Below are 19,530 nucleotides of genomic sequence, written 5' to 3'. Positions count from 1 at the left end.
CATGATTTTGAAGATAAGTGAACTATTAAATTCATTTCTGTATATAAAGATATTCAACATTCCATTTATAATTATTTGGGTAATTGCAACTGGAATCTTTTGTACTGCCCAGTTCAAATTCATTAACTTTAGGTTACTTAAATATGGAATACAGACGCTATTCAATCTAAAGTGTAATAACAGCAACAATGGCATAATCACTCATATTCAAGCGTTTGCAACAGTAATTTCAGGAACAGTTGGTCTTGGAACAATATCAGGAGTTGCAATAGCTATCACAATAGGGGGCCCAAGTGCAGTTTTTTGGATGGTAATTACCGGAATACTTGGTATGTCGATAAAGTTTGCCGAGGTGGTGCTTGCATTTACTTATCGCTCTGAAAATACAACTGGCGGGGCTTTTTATTACATGAAGTACGGGCTTGCAAAAATTGGATTTGCAAAAACTGGTAGATTTCTTGCCTTCACTTATGCGATTATGCTACTTATTGCAATGATTTTGGGCGGTATACCATTTCAAGCAAATCAAATAGCAGCACTATCAAATAACCTCCTAGAATACAACGCATCCATTATTATATCCCTGCTTGTCTTTATTGTAATATTGGGAGGAATAAAGCGCATTGCTTTCGTTTCAACGAGCTTAGCACCAATTATGATAGTGCTATATGTGGGTATGTGTATATATTTAATTTATGTAAACGGAAGTAATTTGCTGAATGCTCTATCCATAATATTCCAAGATATCTTCAATAAATCAGCTATAGGAAGCGGAGTATTGAGCGGATTAATAGCCGGAGTGAGAAGATCAGTGTTTGCTAACGAAGCAGGTACCGGAACAGCAGCTATAGCACATTCAGCTGTAAAAGAAGAAGATCCAATTAAAGTTGGGTGCGTTGCAATGATTGCACCACTTATAGACACAATATTAATCTCATTTTTGACTGGTATTGTGATAATTATCACTGGTATGCATAGCACTGATAACGTGGGTGATATTACACTAATTAGTTCGATATTTTCAACAGCTTTGCCCTTGTTCAGCAAGTTAGTTTTTCCGCTAATGATGTTTTCCTTTGCATTTTCCACAATAATAGCTTATTGTTACTACTGTGAAGTTGCTTTGCTGTATTTATTTGGTAGTAAAAAAATACTGATACCGTTCCAAATTCTTATAGTGGTTTCAGTGTATATCAGCTGTATGTCAAAGAATATAGAATTTATATCTTATCTAGGTGACAGTTTGTTTATGTGCCTTATGATTCCAAATGCTGTTGCAATATATCTACTAAGAAGGGAAGTTTTGAATACAATAGATTCTTATTACAATTCTAAAGGGTATTAACATGATTTATAGATTGCTTTGTATGGTGTTATTTTGCCTATTGTTTAATGATGTGTACGCTGCTTCAGGTTTTTACGAAAGTTATGACGCTGTGTTGAATGGAATAAATAACTTCATGAATGAAGTACTGTTTTTCAAGATCCTTTACGTGCCATTTATAATCCTTCTACTAGTTTTTGGTTATGTGTTTCTAACATTACGTTTTGGATTTCTCAACATAAGAATGTTTAAGCATGCGTTTGCTATTTTATGTGGAAAATATGACACGAATCACCATGATGGTCATATTACGCATTTTCAGGCATTTATGACTGCACTTTCAAGCACAGTAGGCCTTGGAACTGTTGCTGGAGTCGCAATTGCAGTTTCAATGGGTGGACCAGGAGCGGTGCCTTGGATGATGATTACAGGTTTTTTTGGTATGTCAGCAAAATTTGCTGAGGTAACGTTGGCGTTTAGACATAGAACAGAAGATCAGGACCAATTGTTTAGTGGTCCCTTTCAGTATATAAGGAATGGTCTGGAGGAATTTGGATTTAAAAAACTTGGTATTGTGCTGGCTGCCATGTATGCAGTATTCTTTGTATTATCAGGTCTTGGTGGAAGTGTAGCGTTTCAAACCAACCAAATGGTTTCAATATTATCTGGCTATTCAAGTTGGGTAGATGGTCACTCTTGGTTTCTTTCTTCCATAATTTCTGCGCTGCTTGCTCTAGTGATTATTGGCGGAATTAAAAGGATAGCTAGAGTATCTTCTGCACTAGTGCCTATTATGTCACTTATATATATCTTTAGTTGTATTATTATTATTGCATTTAATATTCATAACCTTGGTTATACGTTGAAAATATTATTTTCCACTATGATAGATTTCAATGCTGTTGGCGGAGGGATGGTAGGAGCATTTGTTGCTGGAATTCAAAGGGCAATCTTTGCCAGCGAAGCAGGTGTTGGTTCTGCTTCAATTACTCATGCAACAACTAAAGATGAAGAACCAGTAAGAACTGGACTAGTCGCTATGATAGAACCATGCTTTGACACAATGTTAATTTGCTGTTTAACAGGAATAACAATAGTAATAACAGGTGCATACCAAACAGGTGTTGGTGAGGGAATATTAATTACTCACAAAGCATTTGAGACAGTTTCTCCATGGTTTCCTATCCTTCTAACAGTAGCTGCTCCTTTGTTTGCATTTTCTTCAGTAATTTCGTTTGTATATTGTTGTGAAATGGGGTGGCTATATTTATTCGGTGCAAAAAGTATAGTGATATACCGCATAGCGGTAATAATTGTGGCGTTTTTCTCTGGTCTTTCTAAAGATATAATGGCTATTGCCAATATCGGTGGAACTTTATTCTCTTGTTTAGCTCTCATCAACATGACAGCGCTTATACTGTTTAGTAATCAGATTAACGATGAAGTTCAGTGCTACCTAAAAAGGCTGAGGAATAATAAAATTAATTAGGTTCTTGGTATAATGGAAAAGTATGTAGTCCTTATACTGTCCTACATACTCGGTTCAATACCGTTTAGCTTAATCATTACAAGAATAAAAGGGATAAACTTAAGAGAAGTAGGTTCAGGAAACATTGGTGCTACAAACGTTGCAAGGACGGGAAATAAATTTCTTGCTGCTTTGGCATTATTTCTGGATTCCTTTAAGGGATTTATTGCCGTTTATATAGCACAACAATTTTGTGATAATAACGATTTTTATATATATGTATCTGCAATTTTAGCAGTTTTAGGACACATGTTTCCTATTTGGCTAAAATTCAGTGGAGGAAAGGGCGTTGCAACCACTCTAGGGATACTGATAGCATTTAACATCGATATTACTTTAGTATTCGTAATAATTTGGATAATAGTCTTTCTTGCCTTTAGATACTCTTCCCTTGCTTCACTCAGTGCTACTTCAACGGCTGTAGCATGGTCCTTTTTTTTTCAGAGGAATTTGTTCTTAACATTACTAATTATAGGAGCACTGGTCTTCCTAAAACACCACAGAAATATTGTGAATCTTCTGCAAGGTAAAGAGTATAAATTTTATAGATAATGTACTGCCAAATTATTGACACTTAAACTACGAGACAAATTGCTTGACGGTATGATTTTGTCCTCTTTGTTTAAGTCTATGATTTTTGCTTTTGTTATATTCTCTACTTCTTGAGGTGTTAAAAGACCATCTTCAATGAATTCCTTTTTTGTTTCTCTTATTTTTTCATAAAGTTGAGTAACGTGATCTTTATTTCCTTCATATACACTTTCAATTTCTAACTCTAGCTTATGTGAAGCTCCTTTTTTTAACATTTCATCCATTGCTGCTTTTGTTACTTTTAACCTTTCTTGCAAAATTTTCTTTATTTTTTCCTTATCATTTTCGTTATTTTTACTGAGTTCTACATATACCCTATAACATCTTTTTTCTCTTGGGAGCATTCTTAACCCATCTAACATGCTAATTATCTGACCTTCAATAGTCTTCTCAGCCTTTAATTTAAATTCTGCTACTTCTTCTTCTATTATCTTATTAGCTATTCTCTTAGCTCCATCCAAAGATGAATCCTTGAGAGAAAAATCTGTCTCGAGTAGATCTCGATTTAATAGCTCTAAGAATACTTTTTTTCCGATGTTTTCGAGTAAACTTTCTTGGTCATCTAAATCATGCTCCTGCAGTTTATTTCTCATGTGCTGAACCAGCTCACAACATTGTAATTTATTTAACTTTATAGAGCTAATATTTTTCATTAACGTCAGCACAATTTGTTCACTATATTGAGAAGTAATACTCAATAATTTTCTCATTAAAGGAATACTTACTTCTGAAATAAAATCATCAACTATTTTTTGACTTTCATCGTCTTCATAACCATTTTGAACGTCATACCAAGCCTTAAGAATTTCTTTATTGTTTTTCTTGTTTTTTAACCTGTCTAACATAAACTCACGTGCTTTATTTTGTGCTTCTGAGAGCAACATTTCCCTTGGAGGAGTAAATCTAATTTCTGGATCAGGATGAATACCCTCTAGCGTGCTTAACATTCTATAGATAATACCGGTGAAGCAAGTGTTAGGAATTCGCTCTTTTCTAGAGAAAGTTTGGCTATCAATTAAATTAGAAATCAATGCATCCTTTTTACTCTTAACGGCTTCTCCGTCTCCATCATTGCAAGCCCTTAAAACTAAAAGCAGAACCTGCCCACCTGTAAAGCCGGAGCTATGCTTTTGATCATCTTTGCAAAAGTCATCTAAAAATGCAATTACTCTTCCTTTATCCTCATCACTAAACTCATATGAATTGTTTATATATCCAATGAATTGAATATATTCATCATTTTTGATTACGTCTTCAGGTACTTGTTCACTATACTTACCTTTTAATTTATCAATATTTTTAATGATATCATCATTTAATTGATGGGGCAGTAAATGTTCAAGCTTAACATCAAAACTATTAACCATACCACGTAAATTCTCTTTTATACCTTCCAAAAAGAAATTTATAGAAGCTTTAAGCAGCGTAAATGGGTTAAAATCTTTTGGCCTTAGTTCACTCTGCAATAAAATTAATAGCATTGTAAGTGGTATAGTTCCCAGTAACGAAATAAGCAAGAAAGTGGTAGTGAAAGTTAGATATGTTATGAAAGCAGAAAACAAGAGGAAGGCTGCTACCTTGATTGTATTGTTTTTAAAAAATATTTCCCAATATTCCCTTTTGCTCATTTTTTGCTGTTTTGCCGTTTTTATTTCTTTGTAGATATAAAGAGTTTTAATTTCAGACCTGAAGAACATAGTACCAAGAGAAAAAAGAACATTAACAGGATTAGTGATAATGCTTAACGAGACAAAAGCTCCAAAGTAGCTAACAAATTTTAGCTTACTAGAATCCTTTGAAGGAAATTGTATTTGAGAAATACCTATCATAGCTTACCTTCAACATCATTACACTCTAGTAATAGCATAATAATTTAAAACGTCAATGTTTAAGTATCTTATTATCCGCACACTCATCGTATTCGATCTCGACTGTAGAGTGTGCTATCTCGAACTTATCTAGCAATATTTTTTTTATTTCATATAAAACATTGGTGTGCTGCACATTTTGCTTTATTTTAGCATGCATGGTAATTATAAAATAATTATCAGACAGCGACCATGTATGTATGTGGTGCACATCTATCACTTCAGGTAATTCTGATGTGATCTTACTTTTTATCTCTTCAGCAGATATACCCTCAGGCGTACCTTCAAGGAGTATATGGCAAGAATTTTTGAGAATTTTATAGCCGCTATTTAGAATTATCACACTAACAAATACTGATAAGATTGGATCTACTATTTGCCATCCAGTAAGCATGATAATTATAGATGCAAGTATAGCAGCTACAGAACCTAAAATATCTCCTATAACGTGTAGTACAGCACTTTTTATGTTTATATTGCTCTCGCATTTACTATGTAATATAAAAAAGACTATTATGTTAGAGACAAGACCGAGTGTAGCAATTATTAACATTACTTTCCACTCAACATTGACTGGAAAAATAAACCTCTTTATTGACTCAATTATAATGATTACTGCAATGAGGAATAGAGTTAAACCATTAACAAATGCTGCAATTATCTGCAACCGATGATATCCGTATGATCTCTGCAAATCGGATTTCTTAGCTGAAAACCTATGTGCTAACCAGCTTAAAACCAAGGCGAAGAGGTCAGTGAGCATATGCCCTGCATCTGATAATAGAGCAAGCGAATGTGAAATTATTCCACCTACTATTTCCATAAACATTGTTATCGCAACTATTATTATGGAATAGATTAAGCGCTTGGACTGCGCTGCTGAGTGTTTACCGTTATGCACTGCTGTCATATAAAATCTTTTCATAAACAAAAACGTGGGTAACACTGGGTTCGAACCAGCGACCGCTTGCACGTCAAGCAAGTGCTCTACCAACTGAGCTAATTACCCATCGTGGTTTTAGTATAGTGCTTTGGTGGAATGAAAGTCAATAAACCACTTTGCTTTTGTCCTTGTCCAATGTGATTCCGGAATATAGCTGTATAGAATTTCAGCCATATTCTAAATTTTACATATTAAGTTAACTATCTATACTTTATTTATTAAGATATAAATTATATTAATACAGGGATTTACGTTTTTTTTAGGGAAATTACTTTATGCTTGATATTGAAAGATCAGCAAATTAGAGGTTAAAATTATGACAATTAGTCAACAAGTAAATAAAAATATAACTAAAGCAGAATATTTCAACAATAACGGCAAAGGGTTTAATTCGCCACATGTTATAGAAGTTGAAGATTTAAATATTAAAGTAGAGGTTTATTCTCACAATTTAAGAGCAAGTAAAGTTGCTAACATTGAAAGTGAGATAAGAGAAACAGCTACTAATTTTAAAAACGCATTCGAGTTAGAACGCGGCAGTTCAGAACAAACATTTAAAATTTACATGTTTGATGACAAGGATGATTACACTCACCTTGGCGGAAGCGAGCGTTTCGGTTCTTACCTTGGAGACGAAGGTGGTAAATGTTACTACAAAGGGAAAGCTGACGTTTTTGCTGAAATGTACGTCTACCAGCAAGGTGGCATTCATAACCTTCAGCATGAATTTGCACATGGTTTAACTTACTTGGCTACAGGAGGCAAATCTTTACCTACAGTATTAATGGAAGGAATTGCAGACTACTTTGAGCATCATTCAGATCATAAATTCAATTCTCAAGGATCAAGTATCGACAAAACTGAAGCTGCAAATTTGGATTTAGATAAAATTTTAAGTTTAGAATACTCAAAGGACAGCGAAGCAAATAGCTTGGTTTATAAAACAGGTCATGCGTTGATAATGTACTTACAGGAAAAAGATCCTAGTTTATTAAGAGACTACCTAGATGCTTTACGTCAAGGTAACTCAGATGAGTCAAAAAGTTTCTTGAAAGACATAAAAGGACACGATACTGACTTCAAAAGTTGGCTTGCTGAGAATGATACAGAAACTGCAATGGAACATCTCAACGCTTTGCAAGTTACAAAAGGAGATTTCATAGCAATTGGTCAAGAAATAGTGGGTGGAGAAATTAAAAACGTATCCTACTATAAAGCAAATATAGAAAAAATGGATGGAGAAAACGTTGGAAGTTTTTCTCCTGTAGAACACGTTGCATTTTATGATGTTGCTCGTGCTATAAATAGGGCAACAAATGATACATTTGATATATCAAAGGAATATCATTTCCTCAAGGTAGTAAAAACTTCCGATGGACAGGATAAACTAACTTACTCTGACCAACAAGGTAATGAGTACCGAAACAGTCTAGAGTATAAAAATCAGGCTTTTAGAATGCTATCAAAGTATGATGAAAATTTAAAGAAAGCTTATGATGATGCATTAAAAAATCTGGATGAGCAGAGGCAAATGGAATATCCCAAGATAAATAAAGAATATAGCGAAGGGAAGATTTCTTACGAAGAGTATTCAGACAAATATTATTCAATTCCCTCCAAATATGAGGAATTAAAAAGTACCTTACTTGATAAAACCATAAACACTGGCTTAGAACAAGTAAAAGCGACTAAGAACATCGACGTAGAAAAGATGTTAGGAGAGATGATCAACATCGATTCAAACTTGATAAGAGGTACAAATCATATTGATCTACAAGAAGGTAAGATTTTTTCTATGCAAGCTCATGGTCAAGGAGATATGGGTGCACTGTCTATATATGACGGAAATACAAAGCTTGGAGAATTATTGAGCGAATCAGGATTTTTTAAGCAAGTTGAAGGCCAAACTAAAGAAACTTTCGTTTTTGAGGATATATTGCACAACTTAAATGTTTCATACGAAGGCGGTGCTTACATGGCAGTTACAAAAGAAAATGGTCATTATAAAGCTTCCCTAATAGATGGCAGAACAGTTGAACGCGATGAATACTTTGATGAAGCGCATTTACATGAAAATGAATTGTTGCATCCTAGCACTGGACACATCCAAAAAGATTTAGATTCTCTGCTCCTTAGAACCTGTCTTGAAAGGGAATAAAGAAAAGAGTATGATGAGGTAAGCAAAAAATAGGAGGGTAAATTGTATCCAAGTGATATAAGTGACAAGGAATGGGAAATTTTAGAGCCCTATGTTGCACAAGGAGCGATAGGACGACCAAGAAAACATAACATCAGAACAATTATTAATGCAATAAGGTATATAATGAGGGGTGGTTGCCAGTGGAGAATGCTACCAAAGGATTTTCCCCCATGGAAAACGGTGTATGACTATTTTATCAGGTGGCGTAATAATGGAAAATTGAAAAAAATACATGACATGCTAGTAAAAGAGGTAAGAAAAATGGTTGGTAAAAATGAAACACCTTCAGTAGGTATAATTGACAGTCAATCAGTGAAAACGACTCAAAAAGGGGATCAAGAGGATATGATGCCGGTAAAAAAATAAAGGGTAGAAAACGCCATATTATTGTAGATACACTAGGTCTTGTAATTACTGCAGAGGTACACAGCGCAAGCATTCAGGATCGTGATGGTGCTACCAATCTTTTTATTCAAGCTAAATGCAAAGCTCCAACATTACGTAAGTTTTTTGCTGATCAAGGATACAAAGGTAAATTACAAAATCGATGTTTGTTGGAAACTGGATGTTTGCTAACGATTACCAAGAAATTGGTTGATACAGGATTTCAGGTTATTCCTAAACGTTGGATTGTAGAACGAACCTTTGCTTGGCTTTCCAATTTTAGACGCATGAGCAAGGATTACGAGCATTCTCCTCTTACTTCAAAAAACAATATCTTATTTAATATGATTACTTCTATGCTTACTAAATTAGCTGCTTAACTCCTTTCAAGACAGGTTCTTAGAGGTACCAAAATTTTGAATCATCAGGATTCAGAGCATGCCCAATATTCTGATGAGCAAAAGGCAAATGGAGTAATCGTAGAAAAAGGAAAACTACTGGATAATAAGGGAACAGATAGGACAGACGACGATGTACACGAAGCGGTTGTAAAACAAGGAGGCGAAAATTTACATACATTCAAAAATATGGGCTTTTATATTACCGAAAAAGGTGATCTATTTATTCATGACCATGGAGCAAATGTAAGGTTTCAACTACCACAAAGTATTACTCATCTAAAATTAGTGGAAAAAGACGGAACATATAAGCTTGTTCCGGTGACGAAAGATGGAAATGAACATCCAATAGGTATGCCAAATATATCAGATGAATATAGATACATAGATCCAATATTTGCACATGAATATGAAAAGAGAGATTATTCCCATAAACATGTAAATGTGGGCCTTATAAACTTAGAGAAATATGGCTCTGGCAAACTTTTTGCTATAAAGTACGACCCAAATGATTATCACATACAAAGAAACTCCAGCGGTGAAATAGTTAGAATAAAAGATCAAACATATTTCACTAAAGTAAAATTGTTTGATGGTGATGAAGAAATTGGAATGTTGTCTAATAACTTTCACAATTTCAAAGGGAAAATATTCTTTTCTGCTGACTACAACTACAGTTATAACGATTTCCTAGCATCTGTTTCTCCTCAAGTTGAAATTGAAGATATGGGAAATGGAAGTAAAAAAATAACTTTTGATCAAGGCAGTGGCGATATCGGTGATACTAATAGAGGCTACACGGACTATCAGAGAATATTTACAAAAGAGAAACAAACCGAAAGTCCAAAAGGGCAAGTAAGTGAAACTAAGACAGAAGTTCATAGTACTACTAATGTTGTTGCACAAGCTGCTGAAGAGAAAACTGCATCAAACGACAATAGTGAAATGCAGTCTGATCAGCCACAAATCCCAACAAGGGCAAAAAGGTCAGCTTCAGTGGAGGAGAAAGAGCAAGAACAGGTAGTATTAAAAGACACAATTCTCAAAATAGAAAAGAGCTACGAGCAGGACTCAGAAGGGAAGCATAAGGCAAATGTAACGATAAATTATAATGATGTGAAAGCCTTGTATGATAGAGCGGAAGGAGCAGAAAAGCAATCTGTGTTATATTTTTGGAACAAACTGCACACATCAGATTATAAGGTTGGTGCTTTGCCGGAAGACAAATACTATTTTGAAAAAGGCAAATTCGTAATCCACGATAGTGGCACAAAGAAGCTTATAGTGTTACCTGAAGATAAGGTGTCCATCAAGATAATGAAGGATGGTGATAGTTATAGTTTAGCTATATCAAGTGGTAATGGCAAAGTAATAAACAGCATTAGTAAAATAGATAATCCAAATTACGAATTGCTGTCAGATTCAAGTCATTTCAATTCAGGGGAGCAAGATAATATTGTATTATCAGATCAACATCACGAATATAATCTTTATCTAGAGAATGGTTTTGTGAAAATGTTCGATTGCGCAAGCGATCACATTTATCACGACCACAACTCGGCCTATATCTAATACATACAAGGAGGGCAGTGCCCTCTTCTTGTCATTCCAGTGTCAAGCACTGCCGTCTTGGATGGAAACCAGCGTCACGCCCTGGAATGACAGGGTTTGTCATCCGAGTAGCCCCTTCGGTGTCATCCCAGTGCCCAGACACTGGGATGGCTTTGTTGCATCGCTACTTATGAAAGGCTAACTATAGTTAGGATTATAAGCAACCTATTGAAAATCTTGTTTTTTTGCAATCAATCTGATCAAATTTAAGAATAGTAATTTGTTATTTATATTAATAAATTTAATTCTATTGAAAATAGCTAAAGCATTGAAATTCTTGAATTTTAGCCAGATTAGTGAGTGGTAGTGAAATTTCTTTTACTCAAATTTAGGTATTCACTGACCGTTCTTGTTATAAATACCAGAATAATAAGCTACTGATATTCCCTATCTTTTTTATCTTTAATCCATCATAGCTAGCGATGCAACAAAGCCCACTGGGATCCAGAAAACTTAACTTTAAATAAGTGGCTGCATAATAAAGGCTGGATTCCAGACTGGAATGACATCATCTGCTACACACTTGAATGACAAGAGAAGAATTCTGAAACAACAAGTTTCAAGGAAATCTTATGTAAAATCTAACATTAACGAAAATTATACTATTTTCATGCATGCTATGGTTTTTGTAATTAATGGAGGGTGATATGGCGTTGAGTGAAAAATTGAGTACAATAGATACAATAGAAAACCTTGCAACTAACAAAAATTTTTTAGGAAAATTGATAGTGGAACTCAATAAAGGTGCTAATGATAAAGGTATATATACTAAAAAAGGTGTGGATGATGAGTTGAGAAAGAAAGCTAATACTGCAGATGTTTACACTAAAAGAAATGTAAATGATGAGTTGGCAAAAAAAGCTGACAAGAATTACGTCGATGCTGAGCTAGGAGAGAAAGCTGGTGCAGCTGATCTAGCCAACAAAGCTAATACTGCAGATGTTTACACTAAAACTGATGCAGACACTGCTTTTGTCAAAGCTACAGAGCTTAAAACAAAAGCTGCAGCGAAAGATGTCGTGGATGCTATAATTGCTTCTACTGATTTTACCGATAAAGTATACACTAAAAATGATGCAGATACTGCGTTTGTTAAAACTGCAGATCTTGCAACAAAAGTTGCAAAAAAAGCTGTTGTGGATGCTTTAATACCAGAATTAGCAAAAGGTGATGATGATAATGGTATCTATACTAAAAAAGGTGTTGATGACACGTTTCTTAAAACTGCAGATCTTGGAACAAAAGTTGCAGAAAAAGCTGTTGTGGATGCTTTAATACCAGAATTAGCAAAAGGTGATGATGATAAAGGTATCTATACCAAAAAAGGTGTTGATGATGCATTTGTTAAAACTTTAGGACTTACAGATACGCTAAAAACAGAAGTAGTAAAACAGCCTGTTGTGGATGCTTTAATACCAGAATTAGCAAAAGGTGATGATGATAATGGTATCTATACTAAAAAAGGTGTTGATGACACGTTTCTTAAAACTGCAGATCTTGGAACAAAAGTTGCAGAAAAAGCTGTTGTGGATGCTTTAATACCAGAATTAGCAAAAGGTGATGATGATAAAGGTATCTATACCAAAAAAGGTGTTGATGATGCATTTGTTAAAACTTTAGGACTTACAGATACGCTAAAAACAGAAGTAGTAAAACAGCCTGTTGTGGATGCTATAACTGCTTCTCCTGATTTTACAAATAAGGTATATATTAAAGCTGCTCCAGCCGATGAAGTTTACACTAAAACTGCTGCAGAGACTGCTTTTGTTAAAGCTACAGAGCTTAAAACAAAAGCTGCAGCGAAAGATGTCGTGAATGCTATATTTGATGCAAAAGACGGCGACAAATCAATTTTAGTAGATAAATTAGGAGGATTTCTTGATGCTACTGACACAGCGTATGGTGACAAAAATGATCAAACAGCAAAGGTGTTCTTAGGAGGTAAAGGGCTAAAAGGGGAGACAGGAGCAGATGGTAAAAGTCCAACAGCTGCTGAAATAGCTACTGAGAAAGCCTTACAAGAGCATGTAACAGAGATAAGCATACAAAGTCCAGAATTTAAAAGAGCTGTGCAAGAGGAAATGTCACAACCGTATTTTGAGCCTCCAACAAGTGATGATGCTGCACTTAATTGGACTTGGTAATACAGCTTAGATCCAAGTAGTCACGCTACTTGGATGACGTCATATGGTCCTCTGATGACGGAAAAAGGACTCGGATAACACCCTACAATGTCATTCCAGCGCGTGACGCTGGAATGGCTTTGTTGCATCGCTACTTATGAAAGGCTAACTATAGTTAGAATTATAAGCAACCTATTGAAAATCTTGTTTTTTTGCAATCAATCTGATCAAATTTAAGAATAGTAATTTATTATTTATATTAATAAATTTAATTCTATTGAAAATAGCTAAAGCATTGAAATTCTTGAATTTTAGCCAGATTAGTGAGTGGTAGTGAAATTTCTTTTACTCAAATTTAGGTATTCACTGACCGTTCTTATTATAAATACCAGAATAATAAGCTACTGATATTCTCCATCTTTTTTATCTTTAATCCATCATAGCTAGCGATGCAACAAAGCCCGCTGGAATCCAGCCTTTTCATAATCATTAAAATGTTGTATTTTAACATAAAACGGCTACTTTTATGCTTACTAACTTAATAAAATTCCTGGATCCCAGTGTCTGTACGACTAGTACAACATTGCATAATTCTATTATGGCTATTTTGATCAAAGTTTGCAAGACTTTTTATGCGAAATACTATATACAAGTGATTGTGATTGATTTCAATTTGATGAATTAACATTCTAATAATATTTTGCTTAGTCTGCCAATCTACCAGATCAAGTTTTGATTCAACACTTGAGGAAAAGTTTTTCAAGCTATCTGTAACAAGGCTCAATTCTTGTTGTAATTTCTTTTGATCAAGTACTTTTTCTTTTTCCTCCTCAATTTCTTTTAAATGCTGTTTCATTGTTGTAATTCTTGGCTCAAATTCTTCTTGGCTTATAAACCCTTTGGCATAGCTATCTATAAATTTTTTTATACTTAATCTTAACTTACTTTCTTGCTTTTCACGTGTTTGATTATGTAGAGGTTTTTTGTTCTCTGACAATCTACGTTGATATTTATTTGCAATCCTATCTGGCTCTTTTAGTATACTCTTGACTTCTTCCCATATAACTGCATCTAATACATCAGTGCGTATTGATTTATTGTCACATATTCTGTTGCCATTAAACCTGGAGCCAGAACAACGGTAGTAAGAATAACGTTTATTTCTACTATATACACCACAATAAGTATATTGGCAACGCTGACATACTGTTAAACTCCGCAACAAAAAAGTTTCTTTTCTTTCTCGAGCTCTTGCCCTTTGCCTATTTTCAGTTAGCTGTACTTGCACTGAATCAAATAAATTATCACTGATTATTTTTGGCACTGGAACGTAAATCCAGTTCTCTTTATCATTACTAAAATGACCATTTTTGAGTTTACCACAAGTTCCTTTTTTTGATTTCCTTACTTGTGGCTTCGAGCATGCCTTAGTTTTACCATAAGCTGCTCGTCCTATATAAGCAGGATTTCTTAACATCTTCCAGATAGTACTTCTTTTCCAACGTTCCTTTCCTGTTTGTGTTATTACCGATATCTCGCTAAGTCTACGTATAACTTCATTGATGCTTATTCTTTCTTGACCAACCCAATTAAATATTTTGCGTACTACATTTGCCTCTTCTTCATTAATCTCAAACTGAGCACTTCCTTCACCTACATGTTTTGCTATGTAGCGATAACCATAAGGTGCATTACTCATTACACTGATACGGCCAGTTTTAGCTGCATGAAGTTTTCCTCTGCGATTACGTTCCATAATCTTTGCACGTTCATACTCTGCTACTAATCCTTGAATTCCTAAAAACATATTAGATTCTGGGTTATCCTCAAATTTATGATTTAAGAAAACAACCTCTGAACCTGCTTTTCTAAACTCTTCGAGTAAGAGCGCTTGGTATGCAGATTTGCGTGATAACCGATCAGGTAATGAATATATATCTTATCAATCTTACCTTCTGCTACTCTATCACGTAAACTCTCTAAGCCAGGACGTTCTAAATTTGATCCACTATAACCATTATCGACAAACTTATGCTCATCTAATAACTCATGTCCATCACTACCAATGCGACGCTCCAATTCTACAATCTGACTCTCTATTGTATTCTCCTGTGCCTGTTGTCTTGATGAAACTCTTGCATACAAGCTTACCGTTGTCATTTTCTTCTACCTCCTTTGTTTTACATTTCAATAATTGTTCATAAGCATTTGCCAAATATGTACCCGCCAACCTGTGAGGTTCATAACGGCAATTAATAGTTAATTCCCCTTTTTGCATGTTTTTCTTTCTGTGAATTTTTTTATAGGTTAGGAGACTTCTATTAAACTAAACCAATGCACACCTTATGTTCCATTTAAGAAAGCTATCTAGTTTACACAAATTCTCCCTAATTAAATATACAAGATTTGAAAAAATTATGTCCAAAAAATCTTTGCTTGAATTGTCATATTATGTATAATATAGCTTATTTAATATGGTATGAATGTTCATCCAAGTTACGAATTCTGGGAAAGTGATTTAGAAGTTCCGGTCAACCTTTTACTAGAACGTTTTCAGGATTATAATATACGTCAATCTTGGTTAGATTCCCTTTCTGGTAAACAACTGAGCATCATTTTTCAGCATTGCTTTAAAAATCATTTAAATGGACAACTTTTTCAGGACGGAGATTATGACGATAGATCCACTCAACAAAAACGTAAGATACTTACCAGTTACTCTGACTCTCTTTTTAACTATTATCTCATTAGCTACTTTGATTGTACAAAGCTTGAGGCTACAGTCAGTGAAGTAGCAAGATTTGCCCTTACTCAAGAGTTAATGAGATCATACCTGATAAAAAATAACACTAAGTATGATAAAAGATCCTTATTGTTTTTACTATTTCACATAAATTGCAAACTTCTAAAATTTGTCTATCACTTTGATAAAGTACAAAAGAAAGGTTTCGTATCATTTGCTCTACAGAAATCACCAAGACAAATAAATACTTCATTTAAGGAATTTATGTCACAAGAAGCCGTAGAGCAGATACTTAAAGATGATGACCAGTTGCAGGGTTTTTTCCATCATCAAGATCGAATATATATGTTTGTACGTCGAGGAAGTGACATGGATTTACTGCTTAATTCAAACAAAGTTGTTCATGGTCATAAACCTGAGTGGATGATTTTAGATTTTTCGCTTGATGGTACAAAGGTTAATCTCTGTGCTAAAAATACTAATAAAGCTGTGGAAATAGCAAATAGTATTGTAAGTGGTTATTTTAACTGCGAATGTACTTTTGTAAATATACAGGATAAGAACTTTCCACTACAAGTGCATAAATTTCTTCAAGCATGTATAGAGGGTTCTGACCCTAATATTTGTATATTTGAGTTAAATTTTAAGTCAGATTATTTCAAAAATAGTAATACATATCTTACTTTGAGTGTAAAGCCGTATGATCCTATTGCACCAGAGTTACATATTTTAAAGTCATCTATTGGCAATATACTACAATCTATTCAATCAGCTAAAGTAATGTTCCAAAACAAAAAGGTAACATTTTCTTTCAAAATAAGTGGGGAAGTTTATTATTCAGAGCATCCACTCAATAAAAAGGAAAGAGAGGAACTGAAGAAACATATAGAACAATCTTATGGTCTTAAAATCCTTTCACGAGCAAATTGCTGATCTTTTAAGTTTAAATATACTATGGTTATATCATAGTATATACAAAGCTTTTTAGAAAAGAAAATGCTCCAAATATAAGCTGTGGTCCTTTAACTATTACGACAAGAGTAAGTAATAACCCACACAATGATACTAATACTCCCATTATAGAGAGAAATCCATCTTTGCTCATGATACCCAGTGAAATGAGAGTTGTACCAATTGCAGGAATGAAGTTAGTTAAAGGAAGTGGGATTGCTATCGATAATGCACAAAGCAGCATTATAAATGCTAAAATATTTTCACCAGGACCACGAAAAATGAAAGACATTCTTGGTTTCATGAACTTTTCTATTTTTTTTAATGTAGGTGAAGTTTTCTCTACCACGAGAGCTAGTGTTGAACGTTGAAAAGATTTCCTTTCTAGCCAATTAGGCATCCAAGGAGAATCAAACCCAAATAGAAGCTGCAGTGAAAATAAGATTAAAGGTATAGAAAGAATGGTTGTATAGCCAGGTGGAACAGGTATAGGTACTGATAGCGGTAAAGAGAAGATGATTATTAAAATACCAAAACCACGCTCATGTAAAGCTGTTTTAATATCAAATAATGTTACTTTATCATTATCGTTATTATTAGTATCTGCAACCTCTTTTAGAATATCAGAGGCCAATTTTTTATCTTCAGTCAATTTCTCACTTTTTTCCACAGTTACCCTTTAATAACAATATAACTTCTAACTAACATAGTTATTGCTATATTTCAATATCGATTATTCATTTCATGCTGTACTTCATTCTTTTATTAAAGTGTTGTAAAGCTTTTAAGTTATAAGGCTTTTAAGAAGAGAAAGTGTTCCGGCTATAAGTTTTGGTCCTTTAACTATTACAATAAGGGTAACCAATAACGCACAGAATGAAACTAACACTCCTAACGTAGATAAAAATCCATCTTTACCCATAATGCCGAGTGAAATAAGAGTTATACCAATTGCAGGAAGGAAGTGAGTAAAAGGTAATGGAAGAGCTATTATTATTGCACAAAGCAACATCATAAAAGCTAGAATCTTTTCACCCGGACCAAGAAAAATAAAAGACATTCTTGGTTTCATGAACTTTTCTATTTTTTTTAATATAGGTGAAGTTTTCTCTACCACGAGAGCTAGTGTTGAACGTTGAAAAGATTTCCTTTCTAGCCAATTAGGCATCCAAGGAGAATCAAACCCAAATAGAAGCTGCAGTGAAAATAAGATTAAAGGTATAGAAAGAATGGTTGTATAGCCAGGTGGAACAGGTATAGGTACTGATAGCGGTAAAGAGAAGATGATTATTAAAATACCAAAACCACGCTCATGTAAAGCTGTTTTGATGTCGAACAATGTTACTTTATCACTATCGTTGTTATTGGTATCTGCAACCTCTTTTAGAATATCAGAGGCCAATTTTTTATCTTCAGTCAATTTCTCACTTTCTTCCACGATTAACCTTTAATAACATTCTAACTAACATAATTATTACTGTACTTCAATCATACCTCTTCAATTCTTTAGCCTTGTTTAAACAAATGACACGCACTTTAGTGCGTGTCACGAAACATAAGGAAGCTAACGATCTGGTTCATTAGATGATAGTTTCTCTGAATCCTTAAGTTCTTGTTTAAGGTTTTTAATGCCTTTGCCTAAATCACCCATAACTTGTGGTAACCTACCTGCACCAAACAGAACTAAGATTATTATTAAGACTAGAAACAGCTGCCATGGACCTAAACTCATTTGTACCTCCGTTGAAAATATTAACTTTTAGGTATTAAAACTTGACTGAAGCCAAGTGATACATAAATTATATCACTTTTATTGAATTATAAATCAAGAGTTTTTAATTATCTTATAATAGTTTTAGCCTAACATTAAGTTTAGTTTAGTTGTAGAGTAAAAGGAAGCTCACTAAAAAATTTTGCTAACGTATCATCTTTAGGTCTGTGGTATATGTAGCTAGGAACTCCTGATTGAATAATTTTACCATTTTTCATCACGTAAATAAAATCTGCAACTTTCAACGCTTCTTGCGGATCATGAGTTACCATGAGTACAGGAATATTTTTGCTTCTAAAAAGTGACAATATATGGTGCCTTATTCGATATTTGAGCAGTATATCTAAATTAGAAAATGGTTCATCGAGCAAAACAACATCAGGATTTTGCGCCATTACTCTTGCTATTGCAACTAATTGTTGCTGTCCTCCTGATAAAGCATGAGGGTACATGTTTTCATATTTTTCTATATTAAATAGCTTTAAGATTTCCAATGCAGTAAGGTATTTTTCTTTCTTAGAAGTACTGCAAATAGCAAAAGTTATATTTTCTATTACTGTTTTATGAGGAAATAATGCAGAATGCTGAAAAATCAATCCGATATTTCTACGCTCTATAGCAATTGACACTTTGTTACTTGCAACTAATTTACCATTTATAACAATGGTTCCAGATTTTGGATTTTCTATTCCTGCGATTAATTTTAGAATTGTTGACTTGCCACAGCCAGAATGACCTAGTAAACAGGCAACACTTCCTTTCTTCACTTGAATGTTGATGTTGCTTAAAGCAAAGCCATCTTGATTACTATAAAAGTAACTAATATTGTTAACTAGCATTAATCTTTCAATTGGAATCGTATTATTAAATATAACAGTATTACATTCAAGAAATACAGAAATATTTTTTATTATTGTGAATTAATTGTACAGGGTGCCTAGAAAAATGCGAGACTTTTTGCTATAATTTTGCATAAATAGCAGAAGACATGGGACTATAGCTCAGTAGGATAGAGCGTTGGATTCCTAATCCGAAGGCCGTGCGTTCGAATCGCACTAGTCCCACTTAATTTTGATAAAGTGGTTTAACAATCAA

15 protein-coding genes, 2 tRNA genes and 2 pseudogenes are annotated in these 19,530 nt (G+C 34.1%); 10 read left to right on the top strand and 9 right to left on the bottom strand.

The genetic code is table 11. The annotated features are described in order from the left end of the window. Position 1: 1 nt before the first annotated feature. The 3 genes from ABWU73_RS00295 to plsY are packed head-to-tail and all read left to right on the top strand — an operon-like array spanning position 2 to position 3,404. Positions 2-1,345: an alanine/glycine:cation symporter family protein gene (locus ABWU73_RS00295; RefSeq protein ID WP_038199325.1), complete on the top strand. Its 1,344-nt coding sequence runs from the start codon at positions 2-4 to the stop codon at positions 1,343-1,345. Between the two features lies 1 nt (position 1,346). Next, positions 1,347-2,813, top strand: a complete 1,467-nt coding sequence (locus ABWU73_RS00290; protein WP_155969383.1) for an alanine/glycine:cation symporter family protein — start codon at positions 1,347-1,349, stop codon at positions 2,811-2,813. 12 nt (positions 2,814-2,825) lie between these two features. Beyond that, positions 2,826-3,404, top strand: coding sequence for a glycerol-3-phosphate 1-O-acyltransferase PlsY (plsY, locus tag ABWU73_RS00285; RefSeq protein ID WP_010963004.1), 579 nt, complete (start codon positions 2,826-2,828; stop codon positions 3,402-3,404). Here the strand turns inward: plsY and ABWU73_RS00280 are convergent. The 3 genes from ABWU73_RS00280 to ABWU73_RS00270 form a co-directional block, all read right to left on the bottom strand. Continuing rightward, positions 3,395-5,272: a hypothetical protein gene (locus ABWU73_RS00280; RefSeq protein ID WP_138264899.1), complete on the bottom strand. Its 1,878-nt coding sequence runs from the start codon at positions 5,270-5,272 to the stop codon at positions 3,395-3,397. The genes plsY and ABWU73_RS00280 overlap by 10 nt on opposite strands. Before the next feature lie 52 nt (positions 5,273-5,324). After that, on the bottom strand, positions 5,325-6,236 hold the full coding sequence (locus ABWU73_RS00275; RefSeq protein WP_083250476.1) for a cation diffusion facilitator family transporter: 912 nt from the start codon (positions 6,234-6,236) through the stop codon (positions 5,325-5,327). A gap of 11 nt (positions 6,237-6,247) precedes the next feature. Continuing rightward, positions 6,248-6,320, bottom strand: a tRNA-Val gene (locus ABWU73_RS00270). A 250-nt stretch (positions 6,321-6,570) separates the two neighbouring features. Between ABWU73_RS00270 and ABWU73_RS00265 the strand changes: the two genes are divergently transcribed. The 5 genes and pseudogenes from ABWU73_RS00265 to ABWU73_RS00245 all read left to right on the top strand — a co-directional run bounded on the left by ABWU73_RS00265 (position 6,571) and on the right by ABWU73_RS00245 (position 12,991). After that, positions 6,571-8,412, top strand: a complete 1,842-nt coding sequence (locus ABWU73_RS00265) for a hypothetical protein (RefSeq protein WP_341811079.1) — start codon at positions 6,571-6,573, stop codon at positions 8,410-8,412. Positions 8,413-8,454: 42 nt separating this feature from the next. Next, positions 8,455-9,218 (top strand): IS5 family transposase gene (locus ABWU73_RS00260; RefSeq protein WP_156518237.1). Its coding sequence is split into 2 segments (ribosomal slippage): positions 8,455-8,809 and positions 8,809-9,218, totalling 765 coding nucleotides; the frame shifts between segments, so codons are not numbered across the junction. A gap of 3 nt (positions 9,219-9,221) precedes the next feature. After that, positions 9,222-10,808: pseudogene (locus ABWU73_RS00255) on the top strand (peptidase M2); the annotation flags it as partial. A gap of 17 nt (positions 10,809-10,825) precedes the next feature. Further along, positions 10,826-10,981, top strand: coding sequence for a hypothetical protein (locus tag ABWU73_RS00250; protein WP_153296799.1), 156 nt, complete (start codon positions 10,826-10,828; stop codon positions 10,979-10,981). A gap of 513 nt (positions 10,982-11,494) precedes the next feature. Beyond that, the gene (locus tag ABWU73_RS00245; RefSeq protein WP_341810250.1) at positions 11,495-12,991 is read left to right on the top strand and encodes a collagen-like protein; all 1,497 of its coding nucleotides are present in this window, start codon (positions 11,495-11,497) and stop codon (positions 12,989-12,991) included. A gap of 517 nt (positions 12,992-13,508) precedes the next feature. On the opposite strand, the gene ABWU73_RS00240 is transcribed toward ABWU73_RS00245, so the two are convergent. Together ABWU73_RS00240 and ABWU73_RS00235 are read right to left on the bottom strand one after the other, a co-directional pair. Further along, on the bottom strand, positions 13,509-14,669 hold the full coding sequence (locus tag ABWU73_RS00240; RefSeq protein WP_353285527.1) for a recombinase family protein: 1,161 nt from the start codon (positions 14,667-14,669) through the stop codon (positions 13,509-13,511). A gap of 69 nt (positions 14,670-14,738) precedes the next feature. After that, positions 14,739-15,130 (bottom strand): annotated as a pseudogene (locus ABWU73_RS00235) (recombinase family protein); the annotation flags it as partial. 319 nt (positions 15,131-15,449) lie between these two features. On the opposite strand from ABWU73_RS00235, the gene ABWU73_RS00230 reads away from it, so the two are divergent. Next, complete coding sequence (locus tag ABWU73_RS00230; protein WP_265017813.1) at positions 15,450-16,646, top strand: hypothetical protein; 1,197 nt, start codon at positions 15,450-15,452, stop codon at positions 16,644-16,646. 25 nt (positions 16,647-16,671) lie between these two features. Here the strand turns inward: ABWU73_RS00230 and ABWU73_RS00225 are convergent, their stop codons facing one another. The 4 genes from ABWU73_RS00225 to ABWU73_RS00210 all read right to left on the bottom strand — a co-directional run bounded on the left by ABWU73_RS00225 (position 16,672) and on the right by ABWU73_RS00210 (position 19,274). After that, entirely contained in the window at positions 16,672-17,334 is a 663-nt protein-coding gene (locus tag ABWU73_RS00225) for an exopolysaccharide biosynthesis protein (RefSeq protein ID WP_265017814.1), read from the bottom strand. A 114-nt stretch (positions 17,335-17,448) separates the two neighbouring features. After that, a complete protein-coding gene (locus ABWU73_RS00220) occupies positions 17,449-18,102 on the bottom strand; it encodes an exopolysaccharide biosynthesis protein (RefSeq protein ID WP_007302768.1) in 654 nt (217 codons plus the stop codon). Positions 18,103-18,228: 126 nt separating this feature from the next. Then, positions 18,229-18,396 (bottom strand): twin-arginine translocase TatA/TatE family subunit, encoded by a 168-nt coding sequence (locus ABWU73_RS00215; protein WP_006013840.1) that lies wholly within the window; start codon positions 18,394-18,396, stop codon positions 18,229-18,231. Positions 18,397-18,536: 140 nt separating this feature from the next. Further along, positions 18,537-19,274 (bottom strand): ABC transporter ATP-binding protein, encoded by a 738-nt coding sequence (locus ABWU73_RS00210; RefSeq protein ID WP_265017815.1) that lies wholly within the window; start codon positions 19,272-19,274, stop codon positions 18,537-18,539. 151 nt (positions 19,275-19,425) lie between these two features. Here ABWU73_RS00210 and ABWU73_RS00205 point away from each other — a divergent pair. Beyond that, positions 19,426-19,499: transfer RNA gene (locus ABWU73_RS00205), tRNA-Arg, on the top strand. The last annotated feature ends 31 nt before the right edge of the window (positions 19,500-19,530 follow it).

Origin of the sequence: Wolbachia endosymbiont (group A) of Andrena helvola (assembly GCF_964028415.1) — a bacterium.
GTDB classification, from domain to species: Bacteria; Pseudomonadota; Alphaproteobacteria; order Rickettsiales; family Anaplasmataceae; genus Wolbachia; species Wolbachia pipientis.
The sequence above is the reverse complement of the archived record's forward strand: the minus strand, read 5'-3'. Positions and strand labels throughout refer to the sequence as shown.

Excerpts from the sequence above, each read along its gene's own strand:
- ABWU73_RS00245 (WP_341810250.1), top strand. The coding sequence starts at position 11,495 with ATGGCGTTGAGTGAAAAATTGAGTACAATAGATACAATAGAAAACCTT.
- ABWU73_RS00265 (WP_341811079.1), top strand. The coding sequence starts at position 6,571 with ATGACAATTAGTCAACAAGTAAATAAAAATATAACTAAAGCAGAATAT.
- ABWU73_RS00290 (WP_155969383.1), top strand. The coding sequence starts at position 1,347 with ATGATTTATAGATTGCTTTGTATGGTGTTATTTTGCCTATTGTTTAAT.
- ABWU73_RS00275 (WP_083250476.1), bottom strand. The coding sequence starts at position 6,236 with ATGAAAAGATTTTATATGACAGCAGTGCATAACGGTAAACACTCAGCA.
- ABWU73_RS00280 (WP_138264899.1), bottom strand. The coding sequence starts at position 5,272 with ATGATAGGTATTTCTCAAATACAATTTCCTTCAAAGGATTCTAGTAAG.
- ABWU73_RS00295 (WP_038199325.1), top strand. The coding sequence starts at position 2 with ATGATTTTGAAGATAAGTGAACTATTAAATTCATTTCTGTATATAAAG.
- ABWU73_RS00240 (WP_353285527.1), bottom strand. The coding sequence starts at position 14,669 with ATGAGTAATGCACCTTATGGTTATCGCTACATAGCAAAACATGTAGGT.
- ABWU73_RS00215 (WP_006013840.1), bottom strand. The coding sequence starts at position 18,396 with ATGAGTTTAGGTCCATGGCAGCTGTTTCTAGTCTTAATAATAATCTTA.
- ABWU73_RS00230 (WP_265017813.1), top strand. The coding sequence starts at position 15,450 with ATGAATGTTCATCCAAGTTACGAATTCTGGGAAAGTGATTTAGAAGTT.
- plsY (WP_010963004.1), top strand. The coding sequence starts at position 2,826 with ATGGAAAAGTATGTAGTCCTTATACTGTCCTACATACTCGGTTCAATA.
- ABWU73_RS00210 (WP_265017815.1), bottom strand. The coding sequence starts at position 19,274 with ATGCTAGTTAACAATATTAGTTACTTTTATAGTAATCAAGATGGCTTT.